The organism is Ornithinibacillus bavariensis (genome assembly GCF_018333235.1).
In the GTDB taxonomy this organism is placed as follows: Bacteria; Bacillota; Bacilli; order Bacillales; family Amphibacillaceae; genus Ornithinibacillus; species Ornithinibacillus bavariensis.
Genome location: NZ_BORP01000002.1, coordinates 178,729 through 194,554, shown reverse-complemented (window position 1 = coordinate 194,554; position 15,826 = coordinate 178,729). Strand labels below are relative to the sequence as shown.

The 15,826-nt window shown below is 37.5% G+C and carries 11 protein-coding genes; 2 read left to right on the top strand and 9 right to left on the bottom strand.

What is annotated here, in order from left to right:
• Positions 1 to 124 precede the first annotated feature (124 nt).
• The 7 genes from KI338_RS06790 to KI338_RS06760 form a co-directional block, all read right to left on the bottom strand.
• Positions 125 to 1,297, bottom strand: coding sequence for an iron-containing alcohol dehydrogenase (locus KI338_RS06790; protein WP_212920253.1), 1,173 nt, complete (start codon positions 1,295 to 1,297; stop codon positions 125 to 127).
• 16 nt (positions 1,298 to 1,313) lie between these two features.
• Positions 1,314 to 1,688 carry a RidA family protein gene (locus KI338_RS06785; RefSeq protein ID WP_212920252.1) on the bottom strand — a complete coding sequence of 125 codons (375 nt, stop codon included), beginning with the start codon at positions 1,686 to 1,688 and terminating at the stop codon, positions 1,314 to 1,316.
• 39 nt (positions 1,689 to 1,727) lie between these two features.
• Positions 1,728 to 2,330 carry a lysozyme family protein gene (locus tag KI338_RS06780; protein ID WP_212920251.1) on the bottom strand — a complete coding sequence of 201 codons (603 nt, stop codon included), beginning with the start codon at positions 2,328 to 2,330 and terminating at the stop codon, positions 1,728 to 1,730.
• Between the two features lie 134 nt (positions 2,331 to 2,464).
• A complete protein-coding gene (locus tag KI338_RS06775; RefSeq protein ID WP_212920250.1) occupies positions 2,465 to 3,817 on the bottom strand; it encodes an MATE family efflux transporter in 1,353 nt (450 codons plus the stop codon).
• Positions 3,818 to 3,915: 98 nt separating this feature from the next.
• Positions 3,916 to 5,931 carry a TRAP transporter permease gene (locus KI338_RS06770; protein ID WP_212920249.1) on the bottom strand — a complete coding sequence of 672 codons (2,016 nt, stop codon included), beginning with the start codon at positions 5,929 to 5,931 and terminating at the stop codon, positions 3,916 to 3,918.
• Positions 5,924 to 6,454 (bottom strand): DUF1850 domain-containing protein, encoded by a 531-nt coding sequence (locus tag KI338_RS06765; RefSeq protein WP_212920248.1) that lies wholly within the window; start codon positions 6,452 to 6,454, stop codon positions 5,924 to 5,926. The genes KI338_RS06770 and KI338_RS06765 overlap by 8 nt, the downstream gene beginning before the upstream one ends.
• Positions 6,455 to 6,546: 92 nt before the next feature.
• Positions 6,547 to 7,491 carry a TAXI family TRAP transporter solute-binding subunit gene (locus KI338_RS06760; protein WP_212920247.1) on the bottom strand — a complete coding sequence of 315 codons (945 nt, stop codon included), beginning with the start codon at positions 7,489 to 7,491 and terminating at the stop codon, positions 6,547 to 6,549.
• 306 nt (positions 7,492 to 7,797) lie between these two features.
• Here KI338_RS06760 and KI338_RS06755 point away from each other — a divergent pair, with 306 nt between their 5' ends.
• Complete coding sequence (locus KI338_RS06755; protein WP_212920246.1) at positions 7,798 to 9,417, top strand: long-chain fatty acid--CoA ligase; 1,620 nt, start codon at positions 7,798 to 7,800, stop codon at positions 9,415 to 9,417.
• 221 nt (positions 9,418 to 9,638) lie between these two features.
• The gene (locus KI338_RS06750) at positions 9,639 to 10,931 is read left to right on the top strand and encodes a hypothetical protein (RefSeq protein WP_212920245.1); all 1,293 of its coding nucleotides are present in this window, start codon (positions 9,639 to 9,641) and stop codon (positions 10,929 to 10,931) included.
• Between the two features lie 59 nt (positions 10,932 to 10,990).
• On the opposite strand, the gene KI338_RS06745 is transcribed toward KI338_RS06750, so the two are convergent.
• Both KI338_RS06745 and KI338_RS06740 read right to left on the bottom strand, forming a co-directional pair.
• Positions 10,991 to 14,164, bottom strand: coding sequence for a DEAD/DEAH box helicase (locus KI338_RS06745; protein WP_212920244.1), 3,174 nt, complete (start codon positions 14,162 to 14,164; stop codon positions 10,991 to 10,993).
• A gap of 211 nt (positions 14,165 to 14,375) precedes the next feature.
• Entirely contained in the window at positions 14,376 to 15,581 is a 1,206-nt protein-coding gene (locus KI338_RS06740) for an MFS transporter (RefSeq protein ID WP_212920243.1), read from the bottom strand.
• Positions 15,582 to 15,826: the final 245 nt, after the last annotated feature.

Below are 15,826 nucleotides of genomic sequence, written 5' to 3'. Positions count from 1 at the left end.
GCTTTAATTACTGTTTCTCATGACTAAGCCGATTTGCGGAACAGCATTTCTACATTCCGGCTATCTTTTTCCACACAAAAAATCGACAAATTATTTCCTAGGAAATAATTTGTCGAAACACTTATTATAGACTCGCTTTAAAAATGGCTATGGAATCTTGCTTGGTAAGCTTTTTAAATACGCCATATTCTGGTCTAGCAACAACTGTTTTGTCTGCCATTAATTCAATAGAACTTTCGTCGATACCGTAGTCAGAGAGCTTAGATGGTGCACCGATGCTATTCCAGAATTCACGGAGTTTATTGATTCCTTCAATTGCAACCTCATGATCAGATTTACCATTAGCATCCACCCTAAATACTCGCTCTACTAGTTGCTTAAATCGTCCAACATTTTCTTCATCTAATACATGCTTCATCCAATTAGGGAATAAAATAGCAAGTCCTCCACCGTGTGGGATATCGTGAACTGCACTTACTGCATGTTCTAAATTATGGGTTGCCCAGTCACCACGGAATCCCATGTTCAACATGTTGTTAAGTGCTAATGTACCAGATAGCATAATGGTTTCTCTTAGCTCATAATTTTCTAAATCAGCTAACAGCTTTGGTGCTGTTTCCATCACTGTAATCAGGATGGATTCACAGAATCGGTCCTGAACTTTTGTATTAGTCTCAAGATGAAAATAATGCTCTAGTACATGAGACATCATGTCTACAATTCCATAGATCGTCTGATCCTTTGGCACAGAAAAGGTATGCACCGGATCAAGAATAGAAAATCTAGGAAACGTATATGGGGCGATTCCCCAGCCATGCTTTTCATTTAATTCCCAATTTGTAATAACAGAGCCACTATTCATTTCTGATCCAGTTGCTGAGATAGTTAGGACAGTCCCAAATGGAAGTGCATCATGTGCTGATTCCTTTTTAGTGATGATATCCCACATATCGATTTCTGTTTTTGCACCAACTGCAATGGCCTTCGTACAATCAATGGTACTTCCTCCACCAACAGCTAGAATAATCTCAATTCCTTCGTTCTTACAAATTTCCACTCCTTTACGGACAGTAGAGATTCTTGGATTGGGTTCAACTCCCGGGAGCTCAAACACCACTGCATTTATTTCAGCTAGTTTAGCCATTACGCTGTCATAAATCCCATTCCGCTTTATGCTACCGCCACCATAAACAAGAAGCACTTTTTTTCCATATTGCTTTACTTGATCTGGCAGGGCATCTAATTGTCCTTTACCAAAAATAAGTTTTGTAGGATTGTAATATGTAAAATTGTCCAATTAGTGTTCCTCCTTCTTATTTAACAACTATCGCATCAATTTCAACTAAAACATCCTTCGGTAACCTACTAACCTCAACGGTTGCACGTGCTGGATATGGTTTTTGTAGATAGCTACCATAAATTTCATTAACAGTAGCAAAGTCATCCATTGAGGATAAGTAAATAGTAAATTTCGCTACATTAGAAAAGTCTGTCCCTGCTTCTTCCATTATATGCTTTAAATTTTCCATCACTTGCTTCGTTTGCGCTTCGATACCCGATACAATCTGACCACTTGCTGGTTCGATTCCAATTTGCCCTGAAATAAATAGCATATTCCCTGCTTCTATCGCTTGTGAATACGGCCCAATTGCCGCTGGTGCTTTTTCTGTATGAATCTCTTTTCTCATTATTTATCCTCCTTGAAAGGTATTATTCTTTTTTTAAGATTACTCTTCTTCCGTCATTTCATCTGCGTATCTCATCACAGATTGTACATAATATATGTCTCCATAACAGGCATTATACTGTTTTGCTTCTTTTCGTAGACAGCTATATATGGAAGGATCTTTTGCATTCTGATACATCTTCCTTGAAAACTCAATTGCAACTTCTTGATTAAATTGCTCCCCAGTGTCCTTAACATATTGAATAAATCCTTTGCCAAAGTTGTAGGATTGTATGGCAAGCTTCAAGTCATAATTTGCTTCTTTTAATGTTTCAGAGAAATAATATACCCCCTGCTTGATAGACAATTCCGGATCTTGAATACAGCCAATGCTTCCACAGTAGCTTTCTGAAGACTGCATTGGATCATTTCCCCTGCCTCCCGATTCTTGCATCATCATAGCCAGGATTATGTCAACATAGTCCTCAACATCATACACCTTCGCATACTTTTCTACAGTGGGCTTATAGGTAAGAACTGCATGATGTACTATTGGCTGTTCATTCGGACGATTTGTCAAAACCGATAGCATTATAAAAACCACGGTTATCGTTAGCATTAATAAAACTGTCTGCTTCCATGCCTTCTTCGTATTCCTTTTCATTCTCCCTCTTCCCATCTGTTAACATGGTTATCCACAATCCCTTCGACAGAACATGTCAATATCTCGTATTATTTTTTATTTTTCCATACAAAATATTGGGGTTATCCTCAACCTATCCACAAAATGTGGATAAATTAATGATGCTGTGTCTTTTTCTTAAATAGCACCTTATCTCTCCATTTTCCATAACGAAAATATAGAAAAGCAAAAACACTACTAATGATAAAGCTTAAGCCCATCCCGATTGCAATTCCTGTATCTCCATACAGTTTGGAAAACAAATAAGATAATGGATATCTTAAAATCCAGAAAGAAATAATGTTTAATATCAGTACGGAATACATAGCACCTGCCGCCCGGACTACACCATTCAAAATAAAATTAATACCTAAAAAAGGATAGCAAAGTGCGATGATTCGTAAATATTTCGTAGCAAACTGAACTGCCGCTTCCTCTTGTATAAATAATTTCACCGCATATTCAGCGAATAAAACTACAAGCACCCCAATAGCAGCCATTATTGCAAAATTATAGATGACCCCATTCTTTGCAATTTTAGCTACACGGTCCCAGTTTCGCACACCAATATTTTGACCAGCCATACTGCCGACAGCAGTACCTAAAGCGTGTGCTGGGAGCATAATAATACTATCTAATCGTCCAGCAGCACCAAAACCTCCTACGACTGATGGTCCAAAAGAAGTAACCACGCTCATAATTGCAGCTGAGCCAGCCGAAATTACAGACATTTGAAGGCCAGATGGGATACCTAAATTTAATATTAGTTTTATTTCATTCCAGCTTGGTAATCTTGGTATCATAAATGGTGCTAGTTTGTTCCGAAGCACATAGAAAACCCCATACATAAAGGCAAATCCCTGTGAAATAATGGTAGCATATGCTGCACCTTTTACACCCCAGTCAAATGCAGCTATAAACAATGGATCCATTACTAAATTCACTAAAACTGCAATAAAAACAAACCGTAGAGGTGTTTTACTGTCTCCCAAAGCACGAAGTACGGTACTAATGAAATTATAGCCAAATAAAAACAGCATCCCAAGGAAGTTAATCTGTAGATAAGCAGTAGCTAGTTGTAACAATTCTCTTGGTGTACCAAGTAACTGAAGCAATCCCTTTGCACCAAAAAAACCTGCTATTCCTAATCCAATCGACATTATTGACATTAGTACAACAAATGCATTCAAATAACGTTTCAATCCATCCTCATTCTTTTTCCCCTTTTGCTGGGATAGAATGGTTAATGCTGCATTATTTAACCCAATAATAAACGAAAGAACAGTAAAAATTATCGTCCCAGAAACGGCAACAGCTCCTAGTGCATGTGCTCCGAGAAGATTACCAACCCATAGACTATCGATTAATTGGAAAGAAGTTTGCAATAAATTGGCCAACATGATTGGCCAAGAAAAGACAATTAACTGCCTCCAAATATTCCCTTGTGTAAAATCATGTTGCCGTTTCATTTCAAACAACCCTTCCTCCTATTTAATCTAATAAATATTTTAACATGAAATAACAAAAAGGGTAGAATCCTCCTTCAGGGAGATTCTACCCTCTTTCCTTATGCACCCTTGGCTTCCACAGGCTGACCAACACCTTGATCTTTTTTAAAGATAAATTGGTAAGCAATCATTCCAATAAATAAGACTAATCCTATCGCATCAGAATACCCTTCTGGATACATCAATAATAATCCAGTAATAACAGATAAGATACGTTCTATCCAATTAAGGCCTTTATACCAGTATCCAATTAAACCGGCACCCACTGCTATCATTCCTGTAAATGCTGTAATAAAGATCCAGACTATACCTAACCATGATGCATCAATCATAAGCATTTGTGGATTTAAAACGAACATATATGGAATTATGAACGCAGCTATCGCCAATTTCGAGGCGTTAATACCAGTTCTAATTGGTTCCCCTCCAGATATACCCGATGCCGCAAATGCTGCAAGAGCAACCGGTGGAGTAATATCAGCCACAATACCAAAATAAAAGACAAACATATGCGCAGCTAAAACTGGAATTGCAAAATCAAGTTGATCATTTAAAGCTAGTATTGCCGGTAATGCAATTGTTGATGTAATAATATAATTAGCTGTTGTTGGTGAGCCCATACCGATAATGATCGATGTAATCATCGTAAATAAAAGAGTCAGTAAGAGCTGGACATTCACATTACTTGTTAGAGTACCAGCCATATCGACTATCCCATTTCCAAGCTTAAGGCCAAGACCAGTCTTCGTCACTACCCCAACGATTATACCAGCACAGGCTGTTGCTGCCGCTACCCCTAAAGCAGTTCTTGCACCAGAAGTTAGCGCGTCAACGAATTTTCTTGGTGTTATTCTTGTTTCCTTCATGAAAAGACTAACCACTACAGCGGAGAGAATACCTAAAAGAGCTGTTCTCTCAATACTGTAACCCAAGAATAGGAAAATAATAATGACAAAGATCGGTATTAGTAAATGTATTTTTTTAAATACTTCCTTCTTTGAAGGTAATTCTTCTTTCGGTAGTCCAACCAATCCCGTCTTCTTCGCTTCTAGATGTGTCATAATCCAAATACCAGAGAAGTATAAAATAGCTGGAATAATCGCTGCCTTCGCTATTTCCCAATAAGGAACCCCAGCAAATTCAATCATTAAAAATGCTGCAGCACCCATAATCGGTGGCATAATTTGGCCGCCGGTAGACGCGGCGGCTTCAACAGCGCCAGCGAATTCCTTTTTATACCCTAGTCTTTTCATTAACGGAATTGTGTAAGCCCCAGTCGTTACCGTGTTCGCTACTGAGCTACCAGATATCGTTCCGTTTAATGCACTGGAGAAGATTGCAACCTTTGCCGGGCCACCAGTCCTCCTCCCTGCTATTGAAATTGCAAGGTCGTTAAAATAGGTTCCTACCCCAGTCTTCACTAAGAATGCTCCAAATAACAAGAATAGGAAAATAAATGTCGATGATACCTTAAGAGGTGTACCGAGAATACCTTCTGTGGTAAAGAACATTGTTTTTACCAATTGGTTCAAATTTAATCCTCTATGTGCAAACATGCCTGGCATGTACGGGCCTAGTAAAGCATATAGCAATGCAACACCAGCTATTATCGTAATCGGTAGACCGACCGCACGTCTAGTTGCCTCTAATACAAGTAATATAGCAAGGCCACCTATGATAACTTGAACAGTACTAATCGATCCAATGTTCTTTACAAGTGAATCATAAAAAATAGGCCAGTATAAACAAACGATAAAAGAAATTAATGCTAAGGCATAGTCATACCATGCAATCCTATTTCGATTCTTATTTCCTTTTTTACTTGCAGGAAACAATAGAAAAATTAAAACTAAGGCAAAGCCTAAGTGAATCGTTCGTTGAATATAGGCAGTATATGCACCGAAGAAACCTGTATATAGCTGAAATAATGAAAATGATATCAGAAGCGTGAATATAATAATAGCAGCAATACCAGTAACATTTCTCTGATTGGATTCTGTATCATACTTTTGCATTAATGCCTCTTGTTCTTCCAGTGTCAATTGTTCTGTCACGAGTTTTTTCTCTTTACTCATGGATTTTCACTCCTTTCAAAAGTTGCCATAAAGAAAGTTTATCAACTTTTATCGTAAAACGTGCCCCAGGCTCAAAGAAATCTTTAAACCACACCATATGACTAAAATCATCTCCCCACACTAATCGATGACGGGGAACAGTTTTTCCATTCCGTAAATTAATAAAAGGAAAGACCCGGTCCATATCTTTAATATGAATTTTCCCATCCTCATATATAATAGTTCCACCTTCATCAGCATCCGAAGGCATCCCAATACCATAATGTTCATAAATAAGCTCCGTTTGTTTGATGGAATGATCTGGTAAAGCTTCGTATATTTCTACTACATCAGTTAGGTGGATGGAATGAGTGTAAATAACTTGAAATGTGTCACCTTCCTCGATTGGAAGGTATGCCTCAACATGACTTGTATTCTCTCTGTAAAATACTAAGGCAGTTCGAAATGGAACAAAAAGTGTCAATGACAGGATAAACAGTAGGAGAAAACCAATAATGAATCGTTTTTGTAAAAGCTTTTGCATGCTGTCACAACCTAAAAAATGGACAGACCGGCTTCAAGCCCTAAATAGGCAGGCAGCCGGCCACCCTCCAACAAATTTAAATTACGAGTTATTTAGTCTAATAGACCTTTTTCCTTATAGTACTTTTCTGCACCTGGGTGTAAGTCAATACCAATACCATTAAGAGCAGTGTCTAAAGAAATTAACTTACCTTTTGCATGCGTAATTTTACTTGTATTTTCATAGATTGCTTTTGTAATTTCATATACATCATCTTCTGATAAGCTATCTGTTACAGCTAGCATCGCAAGAACAGCTACAGTTGTAACATCGCTTTCCAATCCGTAAGTACCTTTAGGAATTGTATCTGCTGCATAGTAAGGGAATTGCTTCACTAGCTCATCGATTTTATCCTGGGCAATTGGAACAATCGTAATTTCATTCGTTGCAGATAAACCTTCTACACTACCAGTTGGCGTACCAGCTGTAATGAAGGCAGCATCAATGTTACCATCTTGGATTCCACCAGTAGACTCATCGAAGTCTAGCTTTTGTGCTTTAATATCTGTTTCAATATCTAAGCCATGAGCTGCTAAGATTTGCTCTGCATTAACATAGGTACCAGAGCCTGGTGCACCAACAGAAACCGCCTTACCTTTTAAATCCTCAACAGAGGTAATCCCTGAATCCTTCGTTGTTACGATTTGAATAGTCTCTGGATATAAAGAACCAATTGCTAATACATTGTCGATAGCCTTTCCTTCAAAGGCGTTAATACCATCTGCCGCATTTGACATAACATCTGTTTGCGTGAAGGCAATATCAGCCTCCCCTTCTGCTAATGCCTCAATATTCTCAGCTGAAGCATTTGAAGTAGAAGGTGTTACTGTTGTATCTGTTTGATCTGAAATAATATTAGAAATTTCTCCACCTAATGGATAATAAGTACCACCAGTACCGCCTGTTAACATCGTTAATTGCTTACTTCCGCCACAAGCTGCTAGTGCTAACGATAGAACTAGTAATATAGCGAAAGAAAGAATATACTTCTTTTTCATAGAAATTCTCCCCCTTTATTTAATAACCTGACTATTATTCTACTGAACAATCCGTACAATTGTCAAACTATTGTTGAAACTGGAAGCGCTATAATTACTGAAAACACTATTAAATAAGGCTTTATCGATGTATTATAATTTTATTTTAAATTATCAAAATAATATGATATTATTGACTCAGCTACTTACTTTCTTTTTGCTATGATTAATTAGATTATTTTCCTATGCTATTAGTCCTATCATGATAATTTGTATCTAATAATCTATTTAATAATAGCCAAATTATAAAAGGAGATGGTAATAGGTATGATGCAAATCCCTTTATCGGTTGGGTCAATGATGGAGCATGCTGAACAGTTTTTTCCCAAGAAGGAAGTTATCTCACAGACACATGATAAACTTCACCGATTAAATTATGGAGAAATCGGTCAACGTACTAGAAGACTTATGAGTATTTTAAACGAAATGGGAATACGGCAAGGAAATCGGGTGGGTACGTTAGCATGGAATCATCATCGCCATTTAGAGATTTACTTTGCTGCACCAGGGATGGGGGCAGTACTACATACGATAAACATACGCTTATCCCCGGAAGACATCATTTACATTATTAATCACGCAGAAGATAAAATCTTATTTATTGACGAAGACATCTTACCTCTGATTGAACACATACACACACATTTAACCACTGTAGAAGCTTTTGTAGTAATGACTGATAAAGCTGACCTTCCAGAATCTAGCATCCAACCACTTTACTCCTATGAGGAATTAATTTCGACTGGTGATCCGTTATATGCATTTGCAGCCAATATTGATGAAAACCAACCTGCGGGTATGTGTTATACATCCGCTACAACTGGAAAACCAAAAGGTGTAATCTATACTCACCGTGGGATTGTATTGCACAGCTTTGCTTTAGGCCTTGCTGATACTGCTGCTATCTCCGAATCAGATGTTTCCATGCCTGTTGTACCTCAGTTTCATGTCAATGCTTGGGGTACTCCCTTTGCTTGTACTTGGTTTGGGTCAACTCAAGTCATGCCCGGTCCTCGCTTTACACCAAAGCGACTAGCCGAATTCATTGAACGGTTTAAAGTAACGATTACTGCAGGTGTACCAACTATATGGCTTGGATTATTGCGGGAGTTGGAGCAAGGAAATTATGATACATCCAGTTTACGAGCGGTTTTATGCGGAGGATCTGCTGCTCCAATTGGACTAATAAGGGCCTTTGAAGAAAAACATAACATTCCATTCTATCACGCTTATGGGGCAACTGAAACCACACCATTAGCTACCATTTCTCGTTTAAAAAGCTACCAACAAACGATTACTCAGGAAGAGAAATTTGAAGAACGAGCAAGACAAGGTATTCTTGTTCCTGGCCTGCAAATGAAAGTGATAAGTGACCAGGGAGAAGTTGAATGGAATGGTAAAGATATGGGAGAGCTATTACTAAGAGGCCCATGGATAGCAAATGAATATTACAAGGATGAACGTAGTAACGATGCATTTAAAGATGGTTGGTTCCATACGGGAGATGTTGTCACGGTCGACGAAGAAGGTACAATTAAAATTGTTGATCGTACAAAAGACCTGATTAAGAGTGGCGGGGAATGGATTTCTTCGGTTGAGCTTGAGAACGCCATCATGGCATATGAGCCTGTATTTGAAGCCTGTGTAGTTGCCATTCCGGATGATAAATGGCAGGAACGACCAATTGCCTGTGTTGTATTACATGAAGGCTTTGAAGGTAAAGTAAAGAAAGAGGATATTCTAGCCTTTCTTGCAGCCCAATTTCCAAAGTGGTGGCTTCCAGATGATGTTTTATATTTTGATGAAATACCAAAATCATCAGTAGGGAAATTTCTTAAACGAGAGTTACGTGAACAAGTAAGAGAACGTTTTAGCATTCAAGAATAGAAGAATAGCCAGTTTCCACTGGTTATTCTTCAACATATATTAAATCTTTACCCACTTGACAATATTATGAAAATTACCTACACTAAGAGAAATTACCGAACATGTCGTTAATTAGTTCGCTAATTAACGTTATTTTTTACATATAATAGACAGAATTTTCTTTACAGTTATCTGTAGTTACATGGAGTTAAATTTACTTACTTCATTTAGGGGGGAAGACAGTGAAAATAAAAGTTGCGATATTCGGGCGGAGTGAGCTAATTGATTACTTTGATGAATTTTTAAAAAGTCATGATGATGTTGAAGTTGTCCCATTTATTTATACAAAAGCAAGTGATACGGTTGAACTAATTGACAAAGCCTTTATGTGTGATGTGTATTTATTCCTAGAGGAGCTTCCGTATCTTTATGTTCAACAAAAAATAAAAAAGAAGCGATTGCCAGCTGTTCAAGTTGCTTTTGACGAATATATGATATTAACTTCCTTCTACCATTTAAAAAACAAACATCAAGTAAAGCTTCGACGTTTAGCCATTGATGTACCAAAGGAAGAGCATGTTTGCGAAGTACTTTCTGAGCTAGCAATTAATCATGATGATATTTACACATTAAGCTATGGTAATGATAAAGAAGTAAATATTAGTAACGTTGTAGATTTTCATAAGCAGCTATTTGCAGAAGGAAAGATTGATTATGTATTAACCTCCTTGAAGGAAGTAGAAAGTAGGCTTCAAGATGCAGACATCCCCTCTTACTTAATGGTAATACCGAAGATTAATATTGATCACGCTATTGCCCAGTGCAAGTCCATTGCACGCTTAAACACAAGTCAAAGCGCCCAGATTGTAGCTGGCTACGTTAGAATCAAGGATATAGATAAAGTAAGGGAAGAAAAGGGAGTAGAATTTCTACAGGAATTACAGCAAAAGCTTTATGAAATATTACTAAAGTTTGGCCATAAAACATATGCTTCTGTACTGACGAATAGTGAAAACCAATACGTCATTTTTGGTACTAGGGGAGTTTTAGATCATATTACCAACCATTATCGCGATTTCCCACTTATTAAGGAAATAGAGAAGGCATTAGCCACTCCTATCGAAATCGGGTTTGGTTTAGGCTTAACAGCCAAGCAGGCAGAAGATCATGCACGGCTTGCAATGGATGCATGTTTACATAATCAAAATAGCAGCTGTTATATTGTGAATGATCGCCAGGAAACCATTGGACCGTTAGGCGTTAAAAAACATTTTGACACTTCAAGACTTTATCAAGCGCTTATTCATAAGGCAAAACTTAATAATGAGCTGTCCTATAATTTTATTGATTTTGTTCAACTACGTAATAATGAGCCATTTTCTTCCAATGATATTGCTAACTACTATCGTGTCACCAAAAGAAGCGCCGAACGTACAGTAAATAAACTCTTAGTTGGGGAAGTCATTAAAGTAGTTGGGGAGGAAAAACCTTACCAAAAAGGAAGGCCAAGGAAGTTATTTCAAATTAATATGTAGAGCTTTGAGGGGCACGCTATTTAGGCGGCCCCTCAAATTCTTTACAATAATAAGAAGCATTAAATATTCAGTAATTCTCTAACGTCCTCTTCACTTAGGCTTGAGAGCATTGTCTCTCCTGGTTGAATCACTTTATCAATTAATTCCCGTTTCTTTTGCTGTAGCTCATATATTTTTTCTTCAATAGTTCCTTCTGTAATTAAACGAATGACTTGAACAACATTTTTTTGTCCAAAACGGTGAGCCCTTCCAGTAGCCTGATCCTCTACAGCAGGATTCCACCATAGATCATATAAGATTACCGTATCTGCACCAGTTAAATTGAGACCCGTTCCACCTGCTTTTAAAGAAATTAAAAATATACTTTTTTCCCCTTGATTAAATTGTTCACTCATTTCTACTCGTTCTTTAGATGGAGTATTACCACTTAAATAAAAATAATCGATACCCTCATCCTGAAGCTTTTGCATAATAATCTCATGCATCGTTGTGAACTGGGAAAAAATTAGCATCCGTTTACCATTGGCTAAAGCTGTCATGATAGTCTCCATCAATAGTTCTAGCTTACCTGATTCCCCTTCATAGTTCTCAATAAATAAGGAAGGGTGGCAGCATATTTGGCGGAGACGTGTTAAGCCTGCTAATATTTTCATTCGATTTTGTTGAAAACCAGATTCTTTGATGGACTGAGCCGCTTCTTGCTGCAACTGCCTTAAATAACCGACATATAGTTCCTTCTGTTGGTTTGTAAGCTCTGAAACACTTACCGTCTCAATTTTTTCAGGAAGTTCTTTTAAAACGTCCTTTTTTAAACGGCGGAGAATAAATGGCTTTGTAATTGATGCAATTTTTTCATGAGAAAGCTGCTTAAAGGTCTTTTGATTTGGCATTAGACCTGGTAAGACCACCTGAAAAATTGCCCATAGCTCCTCGATGGAATTCTCAATTGGCGTACCACTTAAAGCAAAACGTCTGCTTGATTTAATTTGGCGAATCGCTTTGGATGTTTTTGTTGCATAATTTTTAATATACTGTGCTTCATCTAATATTAGTACTTTAAAGATACATTCGCGATAAAGCTCGATATCCTGTCTTAGTGTTGCATACGATGTGATCCACACATTCACATCTTTCAATGTATTAATTTTTTCATGACGTTCCTGAGGTGTACCAGTCATCACTGCCACAGTAAGGCTTGGCGTAAACTTTTCAAATTCATTCTTCCAATTGTATACAACAGATGACGGCGCGACAATAAGATGCGGGTGTTCACCTAGCTCGGAGGCCAAATAAGCTATACTTTGCAAGGTTTTTCCTAATCCCATATCATCTGCTAATATTCCACCCAAATGATAATGACTAAGTGACTTAAACCATCTGTATCCTGTCAGCTGATAGGTTCTAAGGGAAGCCTCCAGTGTGCTCGGAAGCTCATAATTCTGTTCCTCTGGTTCTGTAAGCTGGTGTAATAATTGACGAAAAGCTGGACTATAATTCTTTTTTGTTTCAATCAGTTCATCTATTTGTGTTCCTCGATAAACTGGCATTTGAATTTTTCCGTTGTGTACATCATCTTTTTGAATATCTAAGTCTGCAAAGAAGTGTTGAATGGAAGTAAATGCTTCCCCCTCAAGGGAGAGAATCTCCCCACTTTGCAGTCGGTAATATCGTTTTCTCTCAATGACAGCGTCTAATATCCTATTGATTTCCTCATCATTTAGCCCTTCCATATCAAAGCCAATTTCCAGTAAATCCGTTGAGGACTCCATGGTAACATTGGTCCTAGGTGTTGGCTCATTTTCTATGATAAAGCTACGGACCTCTTGCGTTAGAAAAAGCTCTACATATTCATCTAAAACAGGTAACACCTTATATAGGAATTCATATAGCTCCTCTTCATCTGCATCGATAAATAATTCCCTACCATTATAATGAAAATTAGCATGCTCAATGAGCTGCATAATCTGCTTTTCTTTTTCAACATCACGTATAATAATTACCTCATACTGCTCACGACCGCTAAATGGATCTACTACATATTCACCATAATGATATTCTAGCTTTCCAATAATCCAATCTCCCTTTGCTTCTAAATACATTTTAGCGCGAAGAGGAAACTGGCTTATACCGGAGGAGACATCATCCGCAATGGTAACTTCTCCGACCTTCTTTAAAGATGGTAGTACTTCGGAAAGAAATGCATCTGCCTGCTTTTTGGAAATAGGCAGCTGCTGATCGACTCTCCCAAATTGACTAATTAGCTCTAATATCGGAATTTGTTCTTTTAGCGGAAAATAGAATATTCCGTTGTAAAAGAGAATTTCATAGTTTTTAAAATAAATACTATCCTCCACATCATGCATCGTTAATAATAAATCGTTCTGCTCGTTTTTATTTAATGCAAAATGAAATGGCAGATTCCCTTTTTCCATTTTTACCTCTGAATAGGTCTTTGAATTTGCTTCGACTATAAAGTTTCGCTCCATTAACTTTTCTAACAGGGATTCAAAAACTAGGGGTGGAATGATAATTGCACGCTTATCACTCACATTCCCCCGATAATGATAAACATGGTAACCGTCATATATTTTTTCGTTTTTCTGTATCGATCCAAGGATTTCTAATACTTCCCTATCTTCTGGTAATAGATAATGTTGAGTTGGTGAGTACGTAAACATCTTTGTAAAAAAGTGCTCATTACCTGCCAATACATCTTGAATAAATTGATGAGCATCCTTAACAACATAGCTTCTACTTTCACCGGCTTTTAATTCAATTAAAATATTTTTATCATACGACCACTTCAAGATGTACTCTACATGGAGTGGTGTCTTTTCTGGAACAATATCTGTAACTGTTGCTGATCCACTTATATTGCTAAGTGCTCTGATAAACCGATTCGTCATTTCATAATCATAGGAAGAGAAGGCTTGCGTCTTTGAAGGTGACTCTTGATCCATAATGCCTATTAATGTAGCCACAATATGCTTACAAGAGCCAAATGTTTCAAATGCCGGACAATCACAATACGTATCGACAGAACCCGAATCCAAGTTTTTCATATTAATTTCTACAAAATAATCCTCCGTACCATGAACCGTTGCTGTCCACACATTGTAATTTTTATCGTATGTAAGATCAGATACTTGACCACGTTTATAATATTCTAATCCCCGCTTATAGATTAAAGAAGGGAAAAGCCTTTGGATATTAATATCACTGAGTCTTCTCAAATTCTATTAACCTGCCTTCTATACAAGACTTTACTTTTATTGTATATGAGTTGAGTCAAATTTCAAAACTTCTAATCTATCATTAGGATGGCTTATACTCCTTTAGATTATACGTAGTAAAGCATAAAAAAATCCCCTAGGATAAAACAGATTTCTGATTTTTAATCTGTATACCATAAGGGAAGCATAGCACAAAATATTGCTTCATTTGTTATTCGTTCACTTCTTGAAGTTTCTTAGCTCGTAAGACTAATGCAACATAAATGATCATGGAGACCAAAATTGACCCTGCTCCTGTAGCATAAATCGTACTGTAGTTAAATAAAAATGCAATTTGGCCAAAAATTAATGCTCCTAATCCAATTCCTAAATCGAAAAAGGAATAGAAGGTGGCATTTGCCATTCCTTTGCGATTTCCTGCAGCTTTTTCTACTGCCCAGGCTTGGAGTGCAGGCTGTACGGAACCAAACCCTAAACCATAAAGACCAGCAGCAACTAACAGTACAGAAGTATTTGGAAGCCAAGCCAATAGCATCATGGCAACAAAAATCATGACAGTACCAGGTAAAAATACATATAAATGCCCTTTTTTATCATATATTCTTCCAGCAAATGTTCGCGAGATTAATAGAAAGACTGCATATACAATAAAGTAAATTTCAATACCGGAAACATTTCTTTCTATCGCATGTAATGGCAGGAAGGTCGCTATACCACCGAATGTAAAAGTTATAAACAGGACTAGTATAGACGGTTGAATTGCCGTTTTTTCAAAGATATCAAAACGTGGTGTTACCGATTTATCAGGCGATTGCTCCGCTTTTTTATAATGTACTCTTGTAGATAACAGAAGAGCTACGAGTCCAAAAGCAGCGCATATAAGAAATAATGAAGGGAATGAAATTTTACCAACTAAAGCTAGCCCTAAACCGGGTCCAAAGGCCAACGCTATATTACCGGATAACCCAAAATAACCTAATCCTTCTCCCCGGCGACTTGCCGGTACTATATCTGTTGCAATCGTTCCCGTTGCTGTAGTAGAAAGGCCCCAGCCTACTCCTTGAACAACGCGGATAATTAGTAGAAAGGCGATACTTCCTATAAACGCAAACGACCCAACAGAAACAACGAATATCGCTAACCCTAGCATATAAACGAATTGTCGTCCCTTATTTTCCAGGGCATGACCAGCATATGGCCTTAGCAGCAATGCAGAAAACGTAAATATCCCTACAATTACACCAACCATTTGGTCGCTACCGCCTAATTCCTTTACAAATAATGGAAGGGTTGGCAATGTCATCTGGAATCCAAAAAAGATAAAGAAATTAGCAAGACAGATTAATATAAAGTCCCGTGTCCAAATCTTCTCTTGCTTCATTTGAACTTGTTGTTCTTCCTCGAGTTGTGCGCTCATTGTTTTCCCCTTTCTTTCGATTCTCGAAATACATTATACATGAGTCTATAACGAAAGGGAATGGGATAATAGGAAATATTTATAGACTTCAGTCCTATCGACTATTAGAAACAAAACTAATGGCAACGTAAAAAAGAGATGAGTCCAGCTGTAGACTGAACTCATTAGGAAAGGAATAAGCGGTTCTCTAAGGATATCAGCTTTATCAGTTTAGTCACTTCCTATTTGCCAGTTCAAGTTGGAAA

What these genes read in the sequence shown, in the direction of transcription:
- KI338_RS06785 (WP_212920252.1), bottom strand. Translation starts at nt 1,688, where the DNA reads ATGAGAAAAGAGATTCATACAGAAAAAGCACCAGCGGCAATTGGGCCG.
- KI338_RS06780 (WP_212920251.1), bottom strand. Translation starts at nt 2,330, where the DNA reads ATGAAAAGGAATACGAAGAAGGCATGGAAGCAGACAGTTTTATTAATG.
- KI338_RS06775 (WP_212920250.1), bottom strand. Translation starts at nt 3,817, where the DNA reads ATGAAACGGCAACATGATTTTACACAAGGGAATATTTGGAGGCAGTTA.
- KI338_RS06770 (WP_212920249.1), bottom strand. Translation starts at nt 5,931, where the DNA reads ATGAGTAAAGAGAAAAAACTCGTGACAGAACAATTGACACTGGAAGAA.
- KI338_RS06765 (WP_212920248.1), bottom strand. Translation starts at nt 6,454, where the DNA reads ATGCAAAAGCTTTTACAAAAACGATTCATTATTGGTTTTCTCCTACTG.
- KI338_RS06760 (WP_212920247.1), bottom strand. Translation starts at nt 7,491, where the DNA reads ATGAAAAAGAAGTATATTCTTTCTTTCGCTATATTACTAGTTCTATCG.
- KI338_RS06755 (WP_212920246.1), top strand. Translation starts at nt 7,798, where the DNA reads ATGATGCAAATCCCTTTATCGGTTGGGTCAATGATGGAGCATGCTGAA.
- KI338_RS06740 (WP_212920243.1), bottom strand. Translation starts at nt 15,581, where the DNA reads ATGAGCGCACAACTCGAGGAAGAACAACAAGTTCAAATGAAGCAAGAG.